Origin of the sequence: Shewanella sp. VB17, assembly GCF_013248905.1 — a bacterium.
Classification (GTDB): Bacteria; Pseudomonadota; Gammaproteobacteria; order Enterobacterales; family Shewanellaceae; genus Shewanella.
Genome location: NZ_JABRVS010000001.1, coordinates 2830883 through 2855238, shown reverse-complemented (window position 1 = coordinate 2855238; position 24356 = coordinate 2830883). Strand labels below are relative to the sequence as shown.

Below are 24356 nucleotides of genomic sequence, written 5' to 3'. Positions count from 1 at the left end.
GCGTTTTTTACAAAATCGAAGAATAACAAACTAAATGATATCCATAGAGAGGCTGGCTGGGCATGAATAATATTAACAAAAAAATCCATATAAATTTATCCGTCAATGAATCACGCAGACGCTTTATAAAACATTCATCCCTCTTAATGGCGACCTCACCTCTTGCGGGACTCTCCCCTGCGGTTGCTAGTGCTGCTGGGCAAATTGTCAACGTCAGTGCAGGCAAAAGCTCGCTTGCAAAAAACAGCTTAGGCTTTAATGGTGAGCGGCAAGATTCAGCCACGGGATTGTATCATTTAGGCAAGGGTTATCGTGTTTATAACCCGGCACTGATGCGCTTTCACGCTAGTGACAGCATGAGCCCGTTTGGCAAAGGCGGGATTAACTCTTATGCCTATTGTCTGGGCGATCCGATAAACCTGAAAGATCCCAGTGGTCATTTCGCGCTCATGAGCTTGTTAATTGGGGCGATTGTCGGCGCTGTGGTAGGCGCCAGTATTTCCGCTGCCGCTGAAGGAATACGCGCGGCGGCAACTGACACTAAATTTGACTGGAAGCAAGTGGGGATCGGTGCGGCTTTAGGCTTTATCAGTGGCGGTTTTGGCGCTGCCGCTGTTGGGGCTAAAACAGGTGCTCAAGTGGGCTTAGCGGTGGCAGACGCCGTCGTCTCTGGTGCGGCTGATTTTGGGTTAAATGTGGCCACCGGTATTGACACCAAACAAGCGGGGATCAACGCAGGGATCGGCGCCGTTATCGGCCTAGCGACCTTTGGACTTGGCAAAGGAATAAGTAAAGGATTCACATCAACAAAAACGCGATTCCCCACTGGAATGAACAGTACGATTACAAGTGCTAATAAAGGCAAGCCAGTAGGTCGTAATTTTCTTTTGTATCAAGGAGATCCTAATCAATCTTCGAGTAGACTCGTGCTCACTTCTCACGGTATGGCTTCACCAACGGCTGGGTTCACTGCTGATACCAAGCTAAATTATTATGCGCCTCATGGTAAGGCGCTGGTCGATCCGGGTTTATCAACTGCGACCGGAGGTACATTATTGCCCACGGAAATCATTGGACAAGGGCATAAATCAAAAACTTATTTACTGTCCAATTTTCCGGAGGACACTGCACAACAAATGCAATATACCGCCAAAAGGAGTCAGATTGATGTGATGGCCATTAGACCAGGAAGAGTCACCACTAACAAGCAATTACTAAAATCATTACAAAAAGCCGGTTTACGCTATTCTGAAATCGACATGATCCATTGTCGATGTCACACCCCATTTGGAGGTGGTTTTGATGCACTCTATAAATAAGTAAGATCGCGTATCCTCATTGGTGCCCTTAATTAACATTAGGGGTGCTACTCAAAAACTGAACCACAATAGATACATGAGTAATAAAATGTTAACTTCAGTTAACGCAATGTTTATTAAGGTTAATATGTCAATTTTTTTGCATTATTCGTTTGCATTTGTTAATAGCACATATCATGATTGCAACCATGTGACAGCGCTGTCATTGGGTTTCACTATAATTAAAGGCAAACCAGTTGAAATACTGGGACGCAAAACCTCCGGTCTAAGGGTAATTGTTACCTAGGATAGCGGGGTTACTACAGGATAGATTGTTAATCATAAGAATAACCTGTACTTGCGTTTAATTGCCTCATTGATGTTATTCACTCAATAGGGAACGAATTATGTTCAATACAAAAATATCAACCACCGCTCTTTTGGTCGCATCCACGATTGGAATAAGTGCCTTTAGTGCCAGTATCCAAGCTGCCATTCCAAGTGCCCCTACCATTCAGTATGGTGACACTAAATTTGCCATTGTTGAGATCAGCCAAACAGCGACAGCCTACAATGAATTGGTTACCGTTAACGAAGCTGCTAACGTCTCTGTTGCTTGGGACATTTGGTATGGTGAAGTGGGCGATACCGCCCAAGTGTTACTCGATGATAACATCGTGTGGGAAGGCCCATCGAGCACATCAGGAAAAGCCAGCTTTAGCGTAAAGGATAGCGGACGTTATCAGATGCTAGTGCAACTTTGTAACAGTGATGGTTGTACTAGCAGCGCAGCGAAAGAAATTTTGGTCGCCGACACCGATGGCAAACACCTCGCACCTCTTAATACCCCATTAATGGAAAACAATCGTCCTTATGCCAATCAATCCGGTAAAGTGGTTGGTGCTTACTTTGTTGAATGGGGCGTCTATGGCCGCAAATTTACAGTGGATAAAATTCCGGCACAAAACCTCACCCATATTTTATACGGCTTTACTCCTATTTGTGGTGGTGATGGCATTAACGACAGCCTCAAAGACATTGAAGAAGGAAAAAGCTTCCAATCTTTACAAAAGGCCTGTCAGGGACGTGAAGATTTCAAAGTCGCGATACACGATCCTTGGGCAGCGATACAGTTAGGGCAAGAAGGTGTTAGCGACTATGCTGATCCCTATAAAGGTAATTTCGGCCAATTAATGGCATTGAAACAAGCCAACCCTGATTTAAAAATTCTGCCTTCAATTGGTGGCTGGACCTTATCCGATCCCTTCTTCCAATTTGGTGATAAAACCAAACGAGACACCTTCGTAGCCTCAGTCAAAGAATTTTTACAAACCTGGAAGTTTTTCGATGGGGTTGATATCGATTGGGAGTTTCCTGGTGGCGATGGCGCTAATGGTGATTTAGGCAGTAGTAGTGATGGGCAAACCTATGTGCTCTTAATGCAAGATCTACGTAATATGCTCAATACGTTGAGTGACGAAACTGGTCGCAGTTATGAATTAACATCAGCCATTAGTGCCGGTGATGATAAAATAGCCAAAGTGGATTATCAGGCTGCACAGCAGTACATGGATTATATCTTCTTAATGAGCTACGACTTCAATGGGGGTTGGAGCAATACTGAGCTGGGGCATCAAACATCGCTTTACGATGCAAGTTGGGATCCTAATACCCGTTATACGACTGACAAAGGCGTCAAAGCACTATTAACTCAAGGTGTGACACCGGGTAAAATCGTGGTCGGGGCAGCTATGTATGGTCGTGGCTGGACGGGCGTGCATGATTATCAAGATAACAACCCCTTTACTGGCACAGCAACAGGCAAGATAGCAGGGACATGGGAAGATGGCGTTATTGACTATCGCCAAATCGTTAATAAGCACATGGGCAGTGATTGGGAATATCATTACGATGAAACCGCTGAGGCACCTTATTTATTCAAAGCCTCTACGGGTGACTTGATCACTTATGATAATGAACGTTCAGTTAAAGCAAAAGGCCAATATGTAATTAATCATCAGCTGGGCGGCATGTTTGCTTGGGAAATCGATGCTGATAATGGTGACATACTCAATGCTATCCATGAAGGATTAGGCAATGGTGAAGGCACCACTCCACCAGCTAATAAAGCGCCCATTGCCAATGCAGGTGCTGATTTGAATGTCACAGGACCTGCAGACATCACCTTAAATGGCAGTGGTTCTTACGATCCTGAACACGAAATACTGACTTATGCGTGGACACAAACTTCAGGCCCTAGCGTGAGCATTAGTCAGGCTAATCAAGCTGAAGCAAAAATGATACTGACTGAAACCTTTGAGGATGTTGAATATCAATTTAATTTAACCGTAACCGATCCACAAGGGTTAACGGCTGATGACACGGTCAGGGTGATCAACAAAGCTGACACGCCAAATCAAGCGCCTATTGTGAGTGTTAATCCCACAGTGACCGTTGAGTCAGGAAAATCTATCAGTATCACTGCAACGGGATCGGATCCCGATGGCGATCCATTAACTTACCACTGGACGGTACCTGCACAGATCTCTGCCTCAGGCTCAAACACGGCAACATTAACGCTCACAGGTTCAGATGTCGATACCAGCACAGATTATCCTTTGAGTGTGCTGGTCTCCGATGGCTCACTTGATGCTAGTGCTGTTAGCACACTCACGGTTACACCGAGCCACACTGGAGGTAGCTGCACCGTTACCGATCCCAATGCTAATCATTATCCTGTATGGGACAGCAGTACGGTTTATACCGCTGTTGATACCGTTCAATATGATCAATTGGTATGGAAAGCCAAGTACTGGACTCAAAATAATCAGCCAAGCCGTAGCGCGGATCAATGGCAATTATTGAGTCAAGTTCAACTGGGGTGGGATAAAGATGTTGTGTTTAATAGTGGTGATATGACTGTTCATAACCAGCAGCAATGGCAAGCGAGCTATTGGACTAAAGGTGATGAGCCAGGAACAGCTGCAGTATGGACACTGGTTGGCCCTGCTACTTGCGATTAAAAGCTTAATCAATCGCTAATATTGCTGTGTTCACATACCCCGGTCTAAGCCGGGGTATTTTTTAACTAGGCGTTGCCTTTGACTTTCATGTTTAGGATCTGTGCAAAATCCAGCATGCGATCAAGTGGAATTAACGCCGCTTTTCGCAATTGGTCATCGACAAATATTTCATGTTGACTGGTATTATGGGCAAGTAAAGACGCTTCTATTGCTTGTAAACTATTCATGGCCATCCAAGGACAATGAGCACAACTGCGACAGGTAGCACCGTTACCGCCAGTAGGCGCCTCTATTAGCGTTTTTCCCGGTGCAGCTTGCTGCATCTTATAGAAAATCCCTCTGTCTGTTGCGACAATAAAGGTGTTATTATCCATCGTTTTAGCTGCGTTGATAAGTTGACTGGTAGAGCCAACTGCATCAGCGAGGGCAACGACACTTGCAGGGGATTCAGGGTGCACTAAAATAGCCGCATCTGGATGTTGAATTTTAAGCTCGCGCAGCGCGTTGGCTTTAAATTCATCATGGACAATACAATCCCCTTGCCACATTAACATGTCCGCTCCCGTCTCCTTGGCAATATAACTGCCTAAGTGACGATCTGGTCCCCAAATGATTTTTTTACCTTCACTGTCTAAATGCTCAACAATCTCGAGAGCGATACTGGAGGTCACCACCCAATCGGCACGAGCTTTGACTGCGGCTGATGTGTTGGCGTACACCACGACAATGTGATCAGGATGGGCATCACAAAACGCACTAAAGGCTTCGATGGGACACCCAATATCAAGTGAACACGTCGCATCAAGCGTGGGCATTAATACGGTTTTCTCTGGACTTAAAATTTTAGAGGTTTCCCCCATAAATTTGACCCCAGCCACGATCAAGGTTTTAGCCTCATGATCTCGACCAAATCTTGCCATTTCAAGAGAATCAGAGACACATCCACCGGTTTCTTCAGCCAATGCTTGGATCTCTGGATCGGTATAATAATGGGCAACGAGGACCGCATCTCGATCGAGTAATAATTGTTTGATCCTTGCCTTATACTCCGCTTTTTCATGCCCAGATAGAGAAGGAGATTTAGGAGGAAATGGATAGTGAATAGGTTCAACTTTGGGGGCTAACAGACTCATTTTACAACCAGGATGAAATTGTTATTAGCGGAATTATACGTAAGTATGAACGAAAAATTAACCTCTATCGTCAGTATCTGTGATAAAAATTTATTTTTAATCAAAAAAGAGCGCGGCAGCACTCTTTTTTGAACGATTAACACCAACAACGATTACTGCATCGCTAACAACATCTCTTGAGGCGTTTCTAAGTAACACTTCCATAAGTTACAAAACCGAGCAATTGTGCCGCCATCAATGACACGATGATCACCTGACCAGCTCACCTGCATGATTTTTCTTGCCTCCACTTCACCTTCTGCATTAAAACGCGGCAACACTTGAAGTTTGCCTAAGGCAACAATGGCCACTTCAGGCTTATTAATTATCGGCGTCGCAAACGTTCCCCCTAACGCACCAATATTAGAAATAGAAATACTGCCTCCCTTTAGATCTTGTGGACTGACACGACCACTTCGCGCAGCGATAGTCAGTCGTGTAATCTCAGCGGCAATATCTAAAATAGACTTGTTCTGTACCTCTTTCACATTCGGAACCAATAACCCCACTTTGGAGTCTACCGCCATGCCGATATTATGTTGAGCAAGGTAGGTCTGCTCAGTACACTCATCATTGACTCGACTATTCATCGCAGGAAACTGTTTTAGCGCAAGTGACATTGATTTCATAAAAAACGGCATCATGGTCAACTTAAGTGTATCGGTTGAGTATCTCAACTTCATACTCTCCCTTAATGTGACCAGCTCAGTTAGGTCTATCTCTTCGCAATAAGTGAAATGCGGGATAGTATTCACTGACTCAGTCATCATCTTCGCCATCACAGCTTGCACACCACGAATGGGCTCGAGTCTATCAACCAAGGTGTTAGTCACCGTAACATCTAAGGCTAAGCTGCATACGCTGTCAGCCATTTCCGACAACTCAGGGCTTGATTGATAACGAGTAATATCCGTTTTATAAACACGGCCATTCTTGCCAGTCCCAGTCACATTCGCAATATCAATGCCTATGCTACGCGCCATACGCCTAACGGCAGGACTGGCCAGTGCACGACCTTGGGCCACTATCGGTAGGATCACCGTTTGATCTGGCTCACTGACATTAATAGCGGCATTTTTCTCTGGCTGTGATACTGTCGGCTCAAGCGTCACAGCCACCGAAAATAGCGGTTCATGGACCTTGGCCAACTGACCTTTACGATAATGCAATTTGACGATTTTACCTGTCTTAATCGCAGGGATCTGCACTAACGCTTTGTCTGTCATTACATCGGCAATGGGCTGATCTTCAACCACCCAATCGCCTTCTTGAACTAGCCATTCAACCAATTCACATTCGACGATCCCTTCACCGATATCCGGCAAAAGAAACTCTTCAATGGAGACATTTTCGGCAAGACTCTTTTGAAGTGAATTAGGTTCAACAGTACTATTTTTTTGCGCGTCATCAACCTCAACTTTCGACTCGAAAGCTTGTGTTTCAGCAATATCAGAAGAAGACAAATTTTCTTTAATATCAACAGAATAGAGTGGGGAGTGAACTTTTGCCACATCCCCTTTTTTATAGTGAAGTTTTTTGATGACACCTGCATGAGGTGTGGGGATTTGCACTAAGGCCTTATCAGTCATCACATCAGCAATGGGCTGATCTTCAACCACAACATCCCCTTCGCTCACTAGCCACTCAACCAATTCACACTCGACAATACCTTCACCGATATCGGGCAGAATAAATTCTTTAATCATCACCAGGCTCCTAAAATTTTACTGATGCTTTAATCGCTTCGAAAGTTTTCAGCGCATCTGGCATATATTCTTTTTCATAGATCAAAGGATAAGGGGTATCTAATCCACACACTCGACTGATTGGAGACTCTAAATACAGAAAACATGATTGCTGAATGGTCGCTGCAATTTCCCCAGCAAAGCCTCCGGTTAACGGTGCTTCATGGTTTATCAACAACCGACCGGTTTTCTTTACCGACTCAGCAACCGTATCTGCATCCCATGGTGCCAGAGTGCGGAGATCAATGATTTCACAGGAAATCCCCTCTTTGGCAGCCATATCTGCGGCATGTTCTAGAATTTCCATTTGTGCTCCCCAAGCAAGTAAAGAAATGTCTTTACCCTCTCGCACGACTTCAGCCTTACCCAATTCAATCTCATAATCACCGTCGGGGACTTCTGCTATATTGGCTCGATACAAACGTTTCGGCTCAAAGAAAATAACCGGATTTTGATCACGGATAGAAGCAAGCAATAACCCTTTGGCCTGGTAAGCATTACGCGGAACAACCACTTTAAGACCCGCAGTTTGGGTAAAGTAAGCTTCTGGAGACTGAGAATGATAATGCCCACCAGCAATGCCTCCTCCGTAAGGTGTTCTCAAAGTCACCCCGCCTACATTAAACTCATTGCCACTACGATATCTGAACTTAGCCGTTTCATTTACAATTTGATCAATAGCAGGAAAGATATAGTCTGCAAATTGGATCTCGGCAATGGCCGTCATCCCATTTGACGCTAAACCATTAGCAAAACCCACAATTCCTTGTTCAGTTAATGGTGTATTGAAGCAACGATCACGGCCATATTTTTCCTGTAAACCTGATGTTGCTCTAAATACACCACCAAAATGCCCCACATCTTCACCGAATAATACCGCTTTTTTATCTGTCTCCATTGCAGTAGAAAGTGCATCATTGATGGCTTGTAACATATTAATTTCGGCCACGGTTTAGACTCTCCCTTCGCTTTTTGGGTATGATGTAGGGTACTGCTTAATATGTTGTTTGAGCGTGTCAAGTTGCGCCTGAAGTATTGGCGTCGGTGTATCGTAAACATCTTCCACTAAGGTGTCGATATGCGACATAGGCAGTTTTTCTGCCACTTTCAACTCAGCAAGTACTTCACTGCGGTACTTTTCAAATAATGCGATGTCTTGCTGCTCAGTCAACCACCCTTGGCTTATCATCCACAATTTAAAACGTTTAACAGGATCGTGTTGCTGCCACTTAGCTTCTTCATCTTTTGAACGATATCCTGATGGATCATCGGATGATGAATGGGCACCCAGTCGATACGTCATCGCTTCAATAAGCACTGGGGCGTTATGTTCAACGGCATAGGCCCTCGCCTGCTGCGTTGCAGCTAGCACCGCTAACATATCGTTACCATCAACACGTATGGTATGCATACCATAACCTGGACCACGGCTTGCAATACCATTACCTACATATTGCTCACAGGTCGGTGTTGAGATAGCGTAGCCATTGTTACGGCAAAAGAAAATAGTGGGAGACTTAAGCACTGCAGCCATGTTTAAACCAGCATGGAAATCGCCTTCAGAGGCGGCGCCTTCACCAAAATAACAGATCGCAATATTTGCCTTACCTTGCATTTTTAAGCTATAGCCCACCCCCGTTGCTTGCGGGATTTGTGTCGCAAGTGGTGATGAGATCGTTTGGTAATGCAGCTCTGCCGATCCATAATGGATAGGCATCTGCCGTCCTTTACCTAAATCTTTTTCATTACTAAAAAGTTGATTCATAAATTGTTCAGTGCTAAATCCACGATAACGGATTGCCGCATGTTCGCGATATTGAGCTAAGATCACATCTTCATCATCAAGCGACGCGACACTACCAATAATCGAGGCCTCCTCACCAGTACAGGTCATGTAAAAACTGATCCTTCCCTGACGCTGAGCACCTAACATGCGCTCATCTAATACCCGGGTAAAAACACACGTATCATAAATACGATGGGCAAGTGCTTCATCAATATTGGGTAACACCGCATTGTCATAAACGGTGCCATCGGCTTGTAAGATTTTTAAAATAGGGATGCTTATCGAATCCTTATCAAGAAAACTGACGCTATGGACAATTTCATTATGGCTTATTGCGTTGCTCATATTATTCTCTTATCAACTGAGTGCTTTGTTATTGAGTCCTCTCCTTATGCTTAGGAGAGTGATACGCTCTGCAGACATTACGTTAACGTAAACTACCTATCAAGTGTTCATTCTAGCTTAGTAAAAACTAACCCGTTCGCAATGCGTATGGTTAGCTTTACATCACCATCAATCCTGCGGTCATTGGGTCTCCAAAGAAACTAAACGTTCAGCTTGAGGTCTATATTTTTTGTGCTGGCAGGTTTCAAACACAATAAGGTACGTTGACCCACTGGCACATTAGCATTGGGGAACACCACAGCTTCAGTTTCATATTCAACCTTAATATCCTGCCCCCCTTCTTTGGCTAAAACATAACCTTTTGGAAATGCAGTAAAATTTTCAACATCATTGGAAAATGTAAACTCAAAATCATCAAAGCGCTTATTAATTGCACGGCATACTTGATACAAGTTCACTGCCTTAGCATTGAATGGAGACAGTTGAAGTGGTTTATCTGTAATAAGGCGCACAAGCATTTCATTTAACGCAATAAACCGTGTCATGTCATTTTGCCCCATGGGCAAGACTTTACCTAACTCAATCGTAAATGCATCCGCGTGGTAATTAACAGATGAGAAGTAGCTGAATGTCGTAGTGGGTTCATGATGAAATAATACCGTCTCTATACCACTAGCTTCGAGAAACATAATTTGCTCACCACTGTATTGACGACCTGGCCTAAAAGGGTAAATGGCAAATTTTTCATGTTTTGATCCACGAATAGCCGTGTGTAAATCATAGTGGATCTGATGGCTTGACATGGCAGATGAACTGAAAAATTTATCGACATAAAATTCGAGCTTTTTAGCTCGGATCCGCTCTGAATTAATCAAACCTGCACCGATAGAATGAGCACCATTGAAGAGCCTATTGAGGTTTTCTTCGATAAAGCGGACTCCCTTTATAATGGCCGGTGGGTTACCAAATAAGAAAAGTACTCGCTGTTTAGCGATGAGTTTTTCCTCAAGCAGCGCTTTAATAAGCCCATTACACAACTCAATCGGGGCGGTCTCATTACCGTGTACGCCACAAGAGAGCACAATGTCTTTTCCGCACACAACCTTAGGTTCAAACACAATCACACCTGTGTCCCATACTGCAACTTGAGTATGATCCCCTAGCATAAATGTACCAGCGTCATCAAAATGTTGTGGCTGAGATAATGTGAGTTGTAAAAAGTCTGCAGACTCTTTGAGCGCTTGTAGCACGAGATACTCCTTAATGGCGCTTACACATTAATTTCTACCTGTAGAAATTAATGTGTAAAAACCTGGTATTTAAATGAAATAAAAGACGTAGCATGATGACTCCCATTGTCTCATCAGACAGTGGCATGCTACTCATTGTTGTTCACAGATAGTTAAGTTAGCATTTTATCTATTATTTCTTGCGCTTGACTGAGCACTTCATCTAGATGAATTTGACTCACGAAGCTCTCTCCATAGATCTTAAACAATGCTTCTGTTCCTGAAGGTCTGGCGGCAAACCACGCATGTTGAGACACCACCTTAATCCCACCAATATTGGCATGGTTACCAGGTGCCTTAGTCAAGACTGTTTGAATCATTTCACCCGCCAAAGTATCGGTTCCTAATACACTGACATCGACCTTACCAGCAATCATCTCAGCAAACATCGCTTTCTTATGTACGCTCACAGGACTGTCTACACGAGCATAAAAACTGACCCCATGTAGCTTGACCAATTCTGCGTACCGCTGTGCTGGCGTTTGCCCTGTGACGGCCAATATTTCAGCAGCCAATAGTGCTAAAATAAACCCATCCTTATCTGTGGTCCAAGCCGTCCCATCTCGCCTTAAAAAAGCGGCACCTGCACTCTCCTCACCACCAAAAGCGAATTGAGCTTGGGCTAACCCATCGACAAACCATTTAAAACCAACGGGAACTTCACACATAACACGTTGATGCTGAGCACATACTTTGTCTATCATGGCACTTGATACTAAAGTCTTGCCGATAATTAACGACTCAGACCATTGCGGTCGGTGCGTCACTAAATAATCAATTGCCACAGCCAGAAAATGATTCGGGTTCATCAAGCCACTGCTAGGACACACAATGCCATGGCGATCATAATCAGGATCATTGCCTACGCACAGGTCAAAATCATCTTGGTACTTTAACAGCCCAGACATGGCGTAAGGCGATGAGCAATCCATCCTAATTTTACCGTCTTTATCCAGTGGCATGAAACTAAAGCTAGGATCGACGCGATCATTAACTAGCGTAATATCGATCTCATACCGTTTAGCGATTTCGGCCCAATAATGGATCCCAGATCCCCCCAAAGGATCGACGCCTAATCGTATTTTGGCTTTAGCAATCGCCTCCATATCGATCACATTAATTAAGTCATCTACGTAGGGCTGAATTAAATCGACGCTTTGCACACTGCCACTTAATAAGGCTTGTGCGTAAGCTTCGCGTTTCACCCCATTCAAGTGCTGGCGCAAGTATGTGTTGGCACTGTTTTCAATCCATTGAGTGATCTCACCTTCTGCGGGACCACCATGGGGAGGATTATACTTAATCCCACCGTCTTGTGGAGGGTTATGCGATGGGGTAATAATCAAGCCATCGACTTCACCGTAATGGCCTTTATTTGCGGTAATTATCGCATGGGAAATAACTGGCGTCGGTGTAAAGCCATCATGTTGATGAACAATGACATTCACTCCATTAGCCACTAAGACCTCAATCACCGTGATGTAGGCTGCTTGAGATAAAGCATGGGTATCAATACCCACATAAAGCGGCCCGGTGATCTTGGCTCTATTACGGTGATCAACAACCGCTTGAGTGATCGCGAGCAAATGATATTCATTAAAACTATGATTAAACGCGCTGCCACGGTGGCCTGAAGTGCCAAACGTAACCTTTTGTTCGTCTATTTCAACATTGGGTATTAAGCGATAATAGTGACTCATCAGCTTAGGTATGTTCACCAAATCCTTTTGTAATGCTACTTGTCCTGCCCGCTCATGAATCATCAATACTATCTCCTGATTAACTAAAAGTGTTGATCTAAATATGGTGAGTAATCGACTCTATTTGTGCTTCTACCGTACCGTACTGCTGCAGTACCTCGGTTAAAATAGCTCTTTTTTTTGCGGTATTATTGTTTGTTGTCACCCAATAGCCACTTTGGCCTATCTCTTTTGGATTCGCCGATTCACTTGCCTTAAGTAGCGATTGTTTTGATGTGGCAAAATACAACCTATCACGTCCTTGTATTTTCAATACTTGAGCAAAGCTTTCGGGCGAAGCTAAATATACCGCTTCCAAAATAAACAAAAATCGGCCTACCGCCCCTTTTGCCGTAGACAATCGATCTTTATCAAGGTAAGAATGAAGATCGGTAAATCGAGGTTTGTCGATAATCCGGTCCGCTTTTGTTTCTAAACTTGGATGACTAATAATCTCTGGTTCATCTTTTGGTATTACTTCTATTGCATTAACTTCCAGACCTAAAAGTCGACGTAAGATCTCAGAAGCACTTTCGCCGATCTTCTCGGTCTTACTGGCAATAAGGCGATATAACTCTTCATCAACCTCTATATATTTCATGATCTTCGTCTTCCTCAATTGAAATGTTTGCCCTAGACAATAAACGATCGCGAAAAATATACCGTCAAAGGAGCATTTTTCATGGTTACGATCGCTTCACAAGTGTATGTCATCTTTAGCCTTAGAATAAAGACTCTTTCTCTCAATTTTTAGATACTTGCTCTTTAGATGCATCATTTTCACCAATTTGTATAAAAAGACGTCGTCTCAACCGTGAAGTTTGTTTTGATTGTTGTCAAAATAAGGTCACTAGAGGCACAATGTCTGTCAATTTGCACTGGGACGAGTTTGATATGCACTACATTTCTACAGGCCAAGGCCCTGTTGTGATCTTAATTCACGGTCTTTTCGGCAACTTAGACAACTTAAACAACTTAAGCAAACATCTTGAGCAAGATTACCGAGTGATACGCCTTGATGTGCCAAACCACGGATTAAGCCCCCACTGGTCTGTCATGAACTACCCCGCGTTAGCTGCCGCTATCATTGAGTTAATGGACAGACTTTCAATAGAGCAAGCACATGTTGTTGGCCATTCCATGGGCGGAAAAATCGCCATGGCAACGGCGCTCTCATTTCCTCAACGTGTCACCAGTGTCATCGCCGCCGATATTGCACCTGTGAGTTACCAGCCACATCATACCAAGGTGTTTGAGGCCCTCATGTCAATTGACCTAAATCAACTAAACAGCCGTTCTCAAGCACTTAGCGCGCTGTTACTATCTGAGATAGATGAAGCCACAGCGCAATTTTTATTAAAAAACCTCGTTCGAGATGAAACTGGGTTTAAGTGGAAAATGAACTTAACGGGATTAGTAGAGTGTTATCCCGATATCATTGCTTGGCACAACCATCATTTACCTGCAAACGACGTTTATTCAGGACCCTGTTTATTGATCCGTGGTGGAGACTCTGATTATGTTACGGCCGATCATAGGCAAGCCATCATGGCGCAATTTTCTCATGTTAATGCGAAGACAATCGCCGGCACCGGTCACTGGTTACATGCTCAAAAACCTGTCATTTTCAATCGGATCGTCACTGAGTTTCTCCGTAAACATGATCGTAAATAATCCACTTTTAGCTATTTAAGCATATAGCAGACACACGTCATTTATGATATATTCTCGCCTCTTTTTGGCCTGAGGAAGCGTTAAATGTTATCTCAGTATATGGAACAAATTGAAGCATTAGGTCTAAACCTATTCTTCGCATCGATTTTTTTCTTTATCGGTATGGCCATACATGATGTGCTAAAACAGGGCAAAGTGCCTAAATTTGGCCGAAACATTGTTTGGCTTGTGTTATTTCTCGGCTGTGCCGGGTTTATTGCAAAGGGATTAATACAGGTGTTCTGGGAAGGCTCAGGCATTGGTTAACGATTAATTACATGGCTAAAGAAACATCAGATAGAACCACAATTGATTTATTCGCGACAGAGAAGCGACGTGGACGTCCTAGAAGTAATCCGTTACCTAGAGACCAACAATTAAAAGTCAATAAACGCAACCAAATCCAGCGTGATAAAGCCAATGGATTAAAACGGATAGAATTAAAGGTGTCACAAGATTTATATGACGCCTTGAATGAAAAAGCTTTGGACAGTAACATTAGTCGAAGCGAATTAATCGAATTGATATTGCAAACTCAAGTTAATACTTAACCAAGTTTGACAATGTTCAGTAAATACAGCTAATGAGAAATAGGAAAGACAATGGCAACTGTAGGTCTTTTTTTCGGTAGCGATACCGGTAACACTGAAGCCATCGCTAAAATGATCCAGAAAAAACTGGGTAAAAAGATGGTCGATGTCAAAGACATCGCAAAGAGTACCAAAGAACAGATACAAGAATATGATCTGCTGCTTTTTGGGATCCCCACTTGGTACTACGGTGAGGCTCAATGTGATTGGGATGATTTTTTCCCTGAATTAGAGCAAATAAAATTCGAAGATAAACTCGTGGCTATTTTTGGCTGCGGTGATCAAGAAGACTACGCTGAGTATTTTCTCGATGCGATGGGCATGGTCAATGAAATTGTTGAAACCCGTGGCGGAATTGTCATCGGCCATTGGCCTAGTGAAGGGTATGATTTCGAAGCATCGAAAGGATTAGCCGATGATAAACATTTTGTGGGTTTAGGTATCGATGAAGATCGTCAACCAGAACTCACCGAAGAACGAGTCGATGCGTGGGTTAAGCAAATATACGAAGAAATGTGTTTGGCTGAGTTAGAAGATTAAGCTTTCCTCATCAGCACGACTCCATAAAAGCGGCTCATTGCCGCTTTTTTTATATTAATATAGCGTAAGAATCACCATTAATGACCCCCAGAACACAGTATTGGGATATATTTTGTGCCGTTGTCGATAACTACGGCGACATTGGCGTGAGCTGGCGTTTAGCCAAACAGTTAGTACTCGAGTACCCATTAATCATCAATCTTTGGGTAGATGATTTGTTTAGTTTTTCCCATATATTGCCTCAACTAGATCCATCACTCATGACCCAGTATATTGATGGCATTAATATACACCAATGGAACACCCCATTAGACATCGTCTATATACCGGGTCACGTTATTATTGAAGCATTTGCCTGTAAGTTACCTAATATCGTCATTGAACAGCTTAACCAGCGACAAGATTCACTTGATGCAACTCCGCCTTTATGGCTGAATCTAGAATATTTAAGTGCAGAGACTTGGGTTGATGAATGCCATGGTTTGCCTTCATTACAAACCAGTGGATTAAAAAAGTTTTTTTACTTCCCAGGGTTTACGCCTAAAACGGGGGGACTCATTTGTGAAAAAGCATTATTTAACGAACGAGAGCAATGGCAATCGCACCCTCAAAACAAACTCGACTTATTTACACAACTCGGCCTCACTGGCATACATAACCATGATGAAGTCATCAGTGTATTTAGTTACGAAACGCAAGCATTAGCGGCACTGTGCGCACTATGGCAAACATCTGAGCACAAAATACACCTGCTTATCCCTAAAGGCCGTAGCTTACGCTCTTTAATACATTTGTTGCCTTGTCCCATTGAAGCGCTTGTGTCAGGTCAACAAATAGTGCATCAAAGCTTAACCTTGCACATTTTACCAATGACAGATCAGCAAGGCTTCGATAGACTACTCTGGAGTTGTGATCTCAACATTGTGCGTGGAGAAGACTCTTTTCTTAGAGCACAATGGGCAGCCAAACCTTTTATTTGGCACATCTATCCTCAAGAAGATGATTATCACCTTGTAAAATTAGAAGCTTTTATGCAGATTTACTGCGATAATCTTGCTCCAGAAATAGCTAAGTCTTGGTCAATGCTTAACGTTGCTTTCAATCAAGGCAAGCAAAGCGATGTAAAAATGCATTGGCATAATCTTGATTCTGAACGTTTAGCCATATTGCATCATGCACAGAAATGGCCCAATATCGCATTAAATAATGCAGATCTTGCTACTCGACTCATTCAATTTGTCCAAAGTTGCGAAGATGCTGCACTGAAATAGAAGTCTAAAAATAGGAAATATTGTAATGAAAACTGCTCATGAAATCCGTCCTGGTAACGTGATCATGCTAAATGGCAGCCCGTGGGTTGTTCAAAAAACAGAAACAACACGTTCAGGCCGTAACGCCGCTATCGTTAAATTAAAATTAAAGAACGTACTCATCGACTCGAGTACTGAATCGACATTCAAAGGTGATGATAAGTTAGACGATATTATCTTAGAGCGCCTTGAATGTACCTATTCATATTATGCTGATCCTATGTTTGTGTTTATGGATGCAGAATATAATCAATATGACGTAGAAGCTGATAATTTAGGTGATGCTGCCGCTTACATTGTTGATGGTATGGAAGACACCTGCAACGTGACCTTCTATGAAGGAAAAGCCATCTCTGTGGAATTGCCTATCACTATCGTACGTGAAGTGACTTACACAGAGCCTTCAGCACGTGGAGACACGTCGGGTAAGGTCATGAAGCCTGCCACTATCGCTGGTGGCGCAACACTTAGCGTAGCCGATTTTGTTAAAACCGGCGATATGATTGAAGTTGATACTCGTACAAATGAATTTAAAAAACGTGTTTAAGCGTAACGATTAATTCATGTGATAAAGCCAGTGATAAACACTGGTTTTTTTATGCCAAAATAAAAATTGCAGTGTATCAAACTTAAATATATTACTTTCCCATATAAAACCCTAAAAAAATCATAATGAGAACCTAATTTAAGTGAGATAGTCTGCCACTTAATAACATACCTTATCAAAAACGCTATAAATCACTGTTCAACGTCCCCATAATTCGCTATTGTCCCAGTACTTAGGCTTTACCTAAAAGCACGAGAATACCCCTTATACTGACTTAGCATTTTAGAGGTTGTGAATGCGTCCAATTATTAAATCAAACAAGTTAGATTCAGTTTGTTACGACATCAGGGGGCCGGTACATAAAGAAGCACGCCGCCTTGAAGATGAAGGGCATCGTATTTTAAAACTCAATATTGGCAATCCTGCTCCCTTCGGCTTTGAAGCACCGGAAGAGATTGTTCGTGATGTGATCCTCAATTTACCCAGCTCTCAAGGCTACTGTGAATCCAAAGGGTTATTTTCTGCCCGTAAAGCCATTGTGCAGCATTACCAATCACAAGGTATTTTCGGGGTAGATATCGAAGATATTTACATTGGCAACGGGGTCTCTGAGCTGATTGTGATGGCAATGCAAGGCCTACTTAATACTGACGATGAAGTGCTTATTCCTTCACCTGACTACCCTTTATGGACAGCAGCTGTTAATTTATCTGGTGGTAAAGCGCAACATTATCGTTGTGATGAAGACGCTGATTGGTTTCCCGATCTTAATGATATACGGGCCAAAATAACCCCTAGAACCCGTGCATTAGTATTAATTAACCCAAATAATCCAACCGGTGCAGTATATTCTCGCGCATTGCTGCTTGAAGCCATTGAGATCTGCAGACGCAATGACTTAATTCTGTTCGCCGATGAGATATATGACAAGATTTTATACGATGATGCGATGCATGTCCCCGCAGCTAGTCTGTCAGATGATATCCTCACCGTGACTTTTAATGGCTTATCTAAATCCTATCGCGCTGCAGGTTTTCGTGTCGGGTGGATGATGCTTTCAGGTGATCTAAAAGCGGCCAAAAGTTATATTGAAGGCCTAGAGATGTTAGCATCAATGCGTTTATGTGCTAATGTGCCCAACCAACACGCTATTCAAACTGCACTAGGTGGATATCAAAGTATTAATGAGCTATTGATTAATGAAGGCCGTTTAAAAGTCCAACGTGACACCTGCGTCCAGCTATTAAACTCTATCCCAGGGATCAGTGTAAAATGCCCTAAAGGTGCAATGTATGCTTTTCCTAAACTAGATAATAAAAAATTCAATATTCGCGATGATGAACGCCTCGTCCTTGATCTATTAAAAGAGAAAAAAATACTCTTAGTTCACGGCACCGCCTTTAACTGGCCAGAGCCTGATCACCTGCGTGTTGTTTTTCTTCCTCATAAAGAAGATCTCCAAAAAGCCCTTACTGAATTTGCTCACTTTATGGATGGTTATAGGCAATAGATGTGTAAGTTTTTCAATAAAGCGGCTTATAGGTCGCTTTATTATTACCCTAAATCTTAAATATGATTTGAATCCAACACACCCTATCATCATTAATATATCTTGATTTCATCCTCATCAGCACATCCTGTTGTCTATACTTATTACTTGGATCAAACGTTCACCATTTTTCTAAGGAGATAATATGGGCATCTACTGCTCTCGAATCAGCTTTCTCTTCTTATATGCCATATCTACCATCACTGCTCAAGCAGCAGATAAACAAAATATACACTTCGCTTTTGTTGCAGAGCCAAACTCTAACCCGCACATTAGATCCATTGAATTAATCTATACAGAAGCCTTCTCTCGACTTAACATGGATTTTTCATACATTGTCGTCCCTGTTATTAGAGCCAGTAAAATGGCAGATTTTGGCTCCATCGATGGGGAAATGAGCAGAGTGTTTACCTATGGCGAAAAACATCCGGATTTAATACGGGTAGAAGAACCCATTAGTAATTGGCAGATCAGTGCTTTTACTTATGATCCATCCATAAAAATTTCATCGTGGCATGATATCCAAACAAGCCAATACAAGGTGGAATATTATCGTGGTACTTTTGGGGTTGCTAAACGGTTATCAAACCATATCAGTGCTGAAAAGTTGACTGACTCATCAGATCCTATTCATTCTTTACGTAAACTAGAACGTGGGAGAATAGACATATTCATCAATACTACCGCTCTGACTAAAGACCTCTTAGCCACTAAAGAGTTTATTGATAATAAAATTATTACCGCAGCTTTATTAGACAATATTAAACTTTATTGTTATTTGCATAAACGCCACAGTGACATTGCCGTTAAATTAGCTAATATCTTTCGTGACATGAAATTAGAAGGACTGTTTGAAAGCTACTTACAACAAGCGAACAAAGAACAGAGTCAAAAAGAATAGCAGATTATAATCAATTGATGTGTTGCTTAAATAGATGAAACTTTCCATTCAATAGCCTCATTTTACTAGGCTATTGAATTATTAAAACACGATAGCGTCTTAAATCAACTAAGTCACCAATCTTGTAGGCCCACTTATTTATGGCGTACTGTTAGCATCTTCTGGATGCGATCCACCGAGGTATTCTTCTAATGCAGTATACCCATCATTATCACTATCTGATGCAGCATCTAACGCATTATTGTCAGAAAGATTGCGCAAAATTTCAAACCAAGCTGGCATACCATCCTGATCCACATCGTCTTGATTCGCAAAATTAGGCGTTAAGATAAGAGACACATGTTTACTGGGTTTAGTCCAATCAGCATTGTAAATTTCAACTTTAGCACGTAATGTCGATACCAACACTGGTACATCAGGTGTCATTGGATCCCATTGTTGACTACGACTGCAGTTTAATTGTTTAAAAGCATATCGACTATTTCCATCAAATAAAGACACTTTACATGAAACACTCAGTAAATCGCCGTAAGAAATGGCAACAAACGCGGCCAATTGATTATAACTTTGTGTATTAGAAAAGGTGTGCCAAAAGGTTTTCCTTTGACCTTTATTAATAAAAAATGATTGGCGATAGGTTTCTCTCATAATAGGATCAGAAATCGCAGTAGACATAAAGCCTTCTTGACTGGCATTTACAGGTACTGTTAATAAACCAATGCAGCATAAAGCACCACTGATTACTTGACTGACAGATTTTTTTATTTTCATCATTATATTTTAAGGCGCCATGTCCCACACATGAATATGAAAGAGGCAGCCATCCTTGGTAATTAAATAACAATGACATATTACTATCAGTAATATGTCATTAATGTATAACTTTATGTTTAAAGAATACTGAAATTTTATCTACAGCATTCATTATTTTTATATGCTTTAATATTACGAATATGTATGTACTAAGGAGCTATCACCAAAATACAAAATCTCTAACAACCAAAAACTAACAATAATATACAATTTAATCAATAGCATTAAAAAAAATGAAGATACCTCCTGGGATATTCAGGCAAGGCGACGAGTAGAATAAGACCAGCTAAAGCAGAATTCCCAGCCTCTTTCACGACAAACATAACCCGCTTGATAACGATTAAAACTAATGTTGATAGCGCTATCATCTTGCATCAAAACATGGACCTGTACATCTACAGATTTAGATACATTTAGCATACATACTATCGCCCCAAACCATAAGGTAAACAAAACATATTTTAACGCACAACTAATATTGGCATACATAAGTCATTCCTTGGGCACTTCACTCGCGTAAGCAATTCTGTAACGATCCCTGCTATCTATTCAATATAGAGAAAGCTTATCCATTACGCAAAGTGAATCACAGCCGTCAAGTTGACTCATTGTTCTAAAAAGAACCCACTAGGACTTTAGAAACCAATACACGAACATATATGAGTGAAAGTATAGCGGGCTTTTAATAGAGAAAAGTCACTATCTAGTAAGAAGTTAATTCACCGTATAAAGGCTGTCGAGTTGCTGAATAAAAATATCCATATTGAGAGGTTTTTGCATAAAAAATACATCTGGGTATTCTTCGTGAAAAGGGATCTCAGCCTTATCATTCGCCGATAGAATAAAATAATAGGTCTTTTTGATGTCTTTTTCTCTTTCTTGACAAATTTGTAAATCCATCAGTTCATCGATAAGTGCTAAACCATTGGTATCTTCAAGTCGATAATCCATCAACACAATTTCAGGCGTCATCTCTATCAAATATTGTTTAGCTGATATTGCATCGCTCTGGGTTGTCACATTAAAACCATATTTTTCCAACATGGCTTTACACACTTCTAAATTGAATAAATTATCATCAACCAACAATAGTTCTTTTAGTTGATACTTATTCATATTTTCTTTTTTTATTTCAATATCTTGAAGGTTTTCAGGGATATTCAAATGAGCAAGTATTTGTTGATCATTCACCTTATTATCCATGATACCTTCAGTTAATACTGGCTGTTCATCAGCTTGAGCAACCTGTTCAACATGCCCTAAAGGAAAACGAATAATCACAAGTGTCCCTTCTCCGGTTTTACTGCGGATCATTATTTTTCCGCCCACTTTCTCTATCACCTGTTTACACGTATATAGGCCTATCCCGATGCCTGATTGCAATACCTGCGTATTATGTAAATCTGTCGCGAAAGGACGGGTTATAGCTTCTATAGAGCTGATTGACATTCCTTTACCAAAATCTCTAATCGCCACTCTTAAAAAAGGGCGATTGTAATAGTACTTTAAATCTATGTGACAGTTAACCTGTTTACCCGTGCTGTACTTAAATGCATTGTTGATGATATTGGTCGTTAACTGATAAAGTTTAGTGCTATCTAAAGATACTCTCTCTGGAAGTGGGTCTTTTATGATTATATTTAATGCTTTATCGTGTGTCTCACTAAATGCGAGATAATAATCTTGAATATTATGAATAAGTTCACACAGATCTGTTTCTTGATTATCAAGCGTCAATTTATCTGCACTGGCTTTACTAAAGTTCAAGGTATTTTCAGCCACACTGTTAAGTAGGTTTGCCGACCAAATAATTTTGTTGACTGTCATTTCATCTTGCTGTGCAAAGTGACCTGAATCTTTGAGCATCTTGCTGTACCCGAGCACAGCGTTAATTGGTGTGCGTATTTCGTGATTGATCGCTGATAAAACAGCCACTTTTGAATTGGTTTCAATGCGCATTTTGTACAACGCATTTTTTTGTTCAACTTTAAGATACAGCAGAAAAGAAAAACCAATGCCTGTAATTGAGAAGAGTAATATGATCAACAGCACTTCACTGATCTCTTCTCCTGATGGTGAGTACCAGGTTTTTAGGCTGTAATTTTCAGCGTTAAATTCAGACTCATAATGATAGTCTTCACTTTGATAATAAAAGAATAGCTGTTGCAAACTGGATTTTTCAATTTGGCAGTAACCATTACTCAGTGTTTTATCCCCTATTGAATACTTAATGCAGATCTCAAGTTCATTGTTAAGTTTGTTAAGCACACGCTGATGAGATATCACGTACACCATATAACGCAGATCCGGCTCATCAATCGGTATGATAAAAGCTGAATACTCAGGCATTTCAAAGATTAACTCGCCGTCAACATTGGTTGAGAACTTACCCAGCTCCATTTCGCTCTCAAAGGAGGGATCAGAGATAAATGCTAATTTATTGTCGTCATCAACAGTAAACGCCACTGCTGATTCAATCTTAAGTAATTCATGAGTAAATTCGGTAAACTCAGCTTTCGTGACCAAGATAGAAGCACTAAAAAATGAGTCGATGGCCTTGATAATGGTTCGGTGTTGCTGCAGCATGTCATGTGCAGCGATGACTGCCGCAGCTGATTTTTTTTCATGATGTCGGCTGAACTCTTTCTGCGAGTGACTCCAAAATAGTCCATCGATAAATAACGTCACAGCCAATCCAATAACCAGACAAACGAAAGAGTAAGGTTTACACTTCATCTGGCATAACCATAACTTCATGACGATCTTTTAACAACATTACCAACCTTAAGCCGAGAGGGCTTCTCAATTAATCTACTACTCCGCCACAGAGTAACCTAACAACACCTTTTCTGTCACTATTTGCTTACAAATATACGTAAAATTGTTATTTAATTGATAAGTTAAAGTGTTAACGTCTATGTTACACACTTAAAGTGTACTATTTATCACCAAAATAACCAGAGTCACATGATTTGACTCATTCAATCGCAATATATAAAAAGTAAATTTAGACTGTGATCAACTTACATTTAAGAAAAGTATTATGGTAGTTGGTTATTGACAAGAATTTATAAACTGAGATCGTAATGCGAATAAAGGTGATAAATCGTCAGTACTCTTACGACTGCGGCTAAATATTGAGGATTCGATAAACAACTCGAACCAAATGTTAAGTGATGCGGCATTTTCAATTTCTCCCGCTGCTGCCAGTGCCAGTGCTGCCACCTCTGCAGTCCCCAATTGAAAGTCACGGCTACCCTTACGCAAACCGTACTTAGCCACAGTATCAGGCGTAAAAGATAATAAAGGCAAACCATGTAAATAAGGGCTTTTACGAAACATCCTTATGGCCTCTCGCCAACTTCCATCAAGTAAAATAAATAACGGAGTTTTGCCTTTTTGTATCATAGAGGGTTCAACTTTAGACAATATTTGCTGATCTTCACAGGCATATTCACTGGGAAAAACGACGAAAGGCTGATAAATCGGATTTTCAATAACAAGCATCATTTTTCGATTGGCTTGTGTACGCGACCAAATATATGCATGGGTATCGGGAATTAAATCAGCAATCAACCGGCCACTATTACTTGGTTTTAATACTTCATCATCATACATTATTAATAAAAATGCATTGTTAGACATTAGCTGTCGACGGCATTCACAGGTGCAATACTGCTTAGATAATAGACAAAGTTCACACCGGATCAGTTTTTTACCACGTGCACCATAGGGCCTACTTGATATCGCTTTTCGATATTGATAAAGCTGATGCACTGCGTGCAGCTTAACACTCATAGACGTATTTTCACTTTTAATACTAAACGGAAATGATTGGCTAATAATAACAGCCAATGGCAGTTTGGGTAAAGCTCAAGGCATATCAGAAACACTGATCCGCAGGCCCAGACACAAAGCCCACGGTATGTCGTCCTGACCCGTTGACATAAGTGTTCCTGACACAAAGCCCACGGTATGTCGTCCTGACCCATTGGC

The 24356-nt window shown here is 41.5% G+C and carries 21 protein-coding genes and 1 riboswitch; of the genes, 10 read left to right on the top strand and 11 right to left on the bottom strand.

The annotated features are described in order from the left end of the window. Positions 1-62 precede the first annotated feature (62 nt). Both HQQ94_RS12245 and HQQ94_RS12240 read left to right on the top strand, forming a co-directional pair. The gene (locus tag HQQ94_RS12245) at positions 63-1319 is read left to right on the top strand and encodes an RHS repeat-associated core domain-containing protein (RefSeq protein ID WP_173294693.1); all 1257 of its coding nucleotides are present in this window, start codon (positions 63-65) and stop codon (positions 1317-1319) included. Between the two features lie 216 nt (positions 1320-1535). Further along, a riboswitch (cyclic di-GMP riboswitch) is annotated at positions 1536-1623 on the top strand. An 82-nt stretch (positions 1624-1705) separates the two neighbouring features. Next, positions 1706-4321 carry a glycosyl hydrolase family 18 protein gene (locus HQQ94_RS12240; RefSeq protein ID WP_173294692.1) on the top strand — a complete coding sequence of 872 codons (2616 nt, stop codon included), beginning with the start codon at positions 1706-1708 and terminating at the stop codon, positions 4319-4321. Positions 4322-4386: 65 nt separating this feature from the next. Here the strand turns inward: HQQ94_RS12240 and nadA are convergent, their stop codons facing one another. The 7 genes from nadA to seqA form a co-directional block, all read right to left on the bottom strand. Next, positions 4387-5454 carry a quinolinate synthase NadA gene (nadA, locus tag HQQ94_RS12235; protein ID WP_173294691.1) on the bottom strand — a complete coding sequence of 356 codons (1068 nt, stop codon included), beginning with the start codon at positions 5452-5454 and terminating at the stop codon, positions 4387-4389. A gap of 152 nt (positions 5455-5606) precedes the next feature. After that, the gene (locus tag HQQ94_RS12230; RefSeq protein WP_173294690.1) at positions 5607-7199 is read right to left on the bottom strand and encodes a dihydrolipoyllysine-residue acetyltransferase; all 1593 of its coding nucleotides are present in this window, start codon (positions 7197-7199) and stop codon (positions 5607-5609) included. A 10-nt stretch (positions 7200-7209) separates the two neighbouring features. Beyond that, a complete protein-coding gene (locus tag HQQ94_RS12225; protein WP_173294689.1) occupies positions 7210-8187 on the bottom strand; it encodes an alpha-ketoacid dehydrogenase subunit beta in 978 nt (325 codons plus the stop codon). Between the two features lie 3 nt (positions 8188-8190). Further along, complete coding sequence (locus HQQ94_RS12220; protein ID WP_173294688.1) at positions 8191-9369, bottom strand: thiamine pyrophosphate-dependent dehydrogenase E1 component subunit alpha; 1179 nt, start codon at positions 9367-9369, stop codon at positions 8191-8193. 200 nt (positions 9370-9569) lie between these two features. Then, positions 9570-10619 carry a succinylglutamate desuccinylase gene (gene astE, locus HQQ94_RS12215; protein ID WP_173294687.1) on the bottom strand — a complete coding sequence of 350 codons (1050 nt, stop codon included), beginning with the start codon at positions 10617-10619 and terminating at the stop codon, positions 9570-9572. Between the two features lie 152 nt (positions 10620-10771). Next, the gene (gene pgm / locus HQQ94_RS12210) at positions 10772-12424 is read right to left on the bottom strand and encodes a phosphoglucomutase (alpha-D-glucose-1,6-bisphosphate-dependent) (RefSeq protein ID WP_173294686.1); all 1653 of its coding nucleotides are present in this window, start codon (positions 12422-12424) and stop codon (positions 10772-10774) included. Between the two features lie 31 nt (positions 12425-12455). After that, complete coding sequence (gene seqA / locus HQQ94_RS12205; RefSeq protein WP_173294685.1) at positions 12456-12998, bottom strand: replication initiation negative regulator SeqA; 543 nt, start codon at positions 12996-12998, stop codon at positions 12456-12458. Positions 12999-13291: 293 nt separating this feature from the next. Here seqA and HQQ94_RS12200 point away from each other — a divergent pair, with 293 nt between their 5' ends. The 8 genes from HQQ94_RS12200 to HQQ94_RS12165 all read left to right on the top strand — a co-directional run bounded on the left by HQQ94_RS12200 (position 13292) and on the right by HQQ94_RS12165 (position 19547). Further along, positions 13292-14071 (top strand): alpha/beta fold hydrolase, encoded by a 780-nt coding sequence (locus tag HQQ94_RS12200; protein ID WP_173296626.1) that lies wholly within the window; start codon positions 13292-13294, stop codon positions 14069-14071. 84 nt (positions 14072-14155) lie between these two features. Next, a complete protein-coding gene (locus tag HQQ94_RS12195) occupies positions 14156-14377 on the top strand; it encodes a DUF2788 domain-containing protein (protein ID WP_173294684.1) in 222 nt (73 codons plus the stop codon). 11 nt (positions 14378-14388) lie between these two features. After that, positions 14389-14661: a LexA regulated protein gene (gene ybfE, locus HQQ94_RS12190; RefSeq protein ID WP_173294683.1), complete on the top strand. Its 273-nt coding sequence runs from the start codon at positions 14389-14391 to the stop codon at positions 14659-14661. A 51-nt stretch (positions 14662-14712) separates the two neighbouring features. Then, positions 14713-15240 carry a flavodoxin FldA gene (fldA, locus tag HQQ94_RS12185; RefSeq protein WP_173294682.1) on the top strand — a complete coding sequence of 176 codons (528 nt, stop codon included), beginning with the start codon at positions 14713-14715 and terminating at the stop codon, positions 15238-15240. An 80-nt stretch (positions 15241-15320) separates the two neighbouring features. Next, entirely contained in the window at positions 15321-16511 is a 1191-nt protein-coding gene (earP, locus tag HQQ94_RS12180; RefSeq protein ID WP_173294681.1) for an elongation factor P maturation arginine rhamnosyltransferase EarP, read from the top strand. Between the two features lie 25 nt (positions 16512-16536). Then, positions 16537-17097, top strand: a complete 561-nt coding sequence (gene efp, locus HQQ94_RS12175; RefSeq protein ID WP_173294680.1) for an elongation factor P — start codon at positions 16537-16539, stop codon at positions 17095-17097. A 295-nt stretch (positions 17098-17392) separates the two neighbouring features. Beyond that, positions 17393-18607, top strand: coding sequence for a pyridoxal phosphate-dependent aminotransferase (locus HQQ94_RS12170; protein WP_173294679.1), 1215 nt, complete (start codon positions 17393-17395; stop codon positions 18605-18607). Between the two features lie 184 nt (positions 18608-18791). After that, the gene (locus tag HQQ94_RS12165; RefSeq protein WP_173294678.1) at positions 18792-19547 is read left to right on the top strand and encodes a hypothetical protein; all 756 of its coding nucleotides are present in this window, start codon (positions 18792-18794) and stop codon (positions 19545-19547) included. A gap of 138 nt (positions 19548-19685) precedes the next feature. Here HQQ94_RS12165 and HQQ94_RS12160 read toward each other — a convergent pair whose 3' ends face one another. The 4 genes from HQQ94_RS12160 to HQQ94_RS12145 form a co-directional block, all read right to left on the bottom strand. Further along, the gene (locus HQQ94_RS12160; RefSeq protein ID WP_173294677.1) at positions 19686-20321 is read right to left on the bottom strand and encodes a hypothetical protein; all 636 of its coding nucleotides are present in this window, start codon (positions 20319-20321) and stop codon (positions 19686-19688) included. 294 nt (positions 20322-20615) lie between these two features. Then, positions 20616-20849 (bottom strand): hypothetical protein, encoded by a 234-nt coding sequence (locus HQQ94_RS12155; protein WP_173294676.1) that lies wholly within the window; start codon positions 20847-20849, stop codon positions 20616-20618. 225 nt (positions 20850-21074) lie between these two features. Further along, positions 21075-23117, bottom strand: a complete 2043-nt coding sequence (locus HQQ94_RS12150; protein ID WP_173294675.1) for a hybrid sensor histidine kinase/response regulator — start codon at positions 23115-23117, stop codon at positions 21075-21077. Between the two features lie 297 nt (positions 23118-23414). Then, on the bottom strand, positions 23415-24158 hold the full coding sequence (locus tag HQQ94_RS12145; RefSeq protein WP_173294674.1) for a tRNA-uridine aminocarboxypropyltransferase: 744 nt from the start codon (positions 24156-24158) through the stop codon (positions 23415-23417). Positions 24159-24356 lie beyond the last annotated feature (198 nt).

What these genes read in the sequence shown, in the direction of transcription:
- HQQ94_RS12245 (WP_173294693.1), top strand. Translation starts at nt 63, where the DNA reads ATGAATAATATTAACAAAAAAATCCATATAAATTTATCCGTCAATGAA.
- HQQ94_RS12240 (WP_173294692.1), top strand. Translation starts at nt 1,706, where the DNA reads ATGTTCAATACAAAAATATCAACCACCGCTCTTTTGGTCGCATCCACG.
- nadA (WP_173294691.1), bottom strand. Translation starts at nt 5,454, where the DNA reads ATGAGTCTGTTAGCCCCCAAAGTTGAACCTATTCACTATCCATTTCCT.
- HQQ94_RS12230 (WP_173294690.1), bottom strand. Translation starts at nt 7,199, where the DNA reads ATGATTAAAGAATTTATTCTGCCCGATATCGGTGAAGGTATTGTCGAG.
- HQQ94_RS12220 (WP_173294688.1), bottom strand. Translation starts at nt 9,369, where the DNA reads ATGAGCAACGCAATAAGCCATAATGAAATTGTCCATAGCGTCAGTTTT.
- seqA (WP_173294685.1), bottom strand. Translation starts at nt 12,998, where the DNA reads ATGAAATATATAGAGGTTGATGAAGAGTTATATCGCCTTATTGCCAGT.
- HQQ94_RS12200 (WP_173296626.1), top strand. Translation starts at nt 13,292, where the DNA reads ATGCACTACATTTCTACAGGCCAAGGCCCTGTTGTGATCTTAATTCAC.
- HQQ94_RS12195 (WP_173294684.1), top strand. Translation starts at nt 14,156, where the DNA reads ATGTTATCTCAGTATATGGAACAAATTGAAGCATTAGGTCTAAACCTA.
- ybfE (WP_173294683.1), top strand. Translation starts at nt 14,389, where the DNA reads ATGGCTAAAGAAACATCAGATAGAACCACAATTGATTTATTCGCGACA.
- fldA (WP_173294682.1), top strand. Translation starts at nt 14,713, where the DNA reads ATGGCAACTGTAGGTCTTTTTTTCGGTAGCGATACCGGTAACACTGAA.
- earP (WP_173294681.1), top strand. Translation starts at nt 15,321, where the DNA reads ATGACCCCCAGAACACAGTATTGGGATATATTTTGTGCCGTTGTCGAT.
- efp (WP_173294680.1), top strand. Translation starts at nt 16,537, where the DNA reads ATGAAAACTGCTCATGAAATCCGTCCTGGTAACGTGATCATGCTAAAT.
- HQQ94_RS12170 (WP_173294679.1), top strand. Translation starts at nt 17,393, where the DNA reads ATGCGTCCAATTATTAAATCAAACAAGTTAGATTCAGTTTGTTACGAC.
- HQQ94_RS12165 (WP_173294678.1), top strand. Translation starts at nt 18,792, where the DNA reads ATGGGCATCTACTGCTCTCGAATCAGCTTTCTCTTCTTATATGCCATA.
- HQQ94_RS12160 (WP_173294677.1), bottom strand. Translation starts at nt 20,321, where the DNA reads ATGATGAAAATAAAAAAATCTGTCAGTCAAGTAATCAGTGGTGCTTTA.
- HQQ94_RS12155 (WP_173294676.1), bottom strand. Translation starts at nt 20,849, where the DNA reads ATGTATGCCAATATTAGTTGTGCGTTAAAATATGTTTTGTTTACCTTA.
- HQQ94_RS12150 (WP_173294675.1), bottom strand. Translation starts at nt 23,117, where the DNA reads ATGAAGTTATGGTTATGCCAGATGAAGTGTAAACCTTACTCTTTCGTT.
- HQQ94_RS12145 (WP_173294674.1), bottom strand. Translation starts at nt 24,158, where the DNA reads ATGAGTGTTAAGCTGCACGCAGTGCATCAGCTTTATCAATATCGAAAA.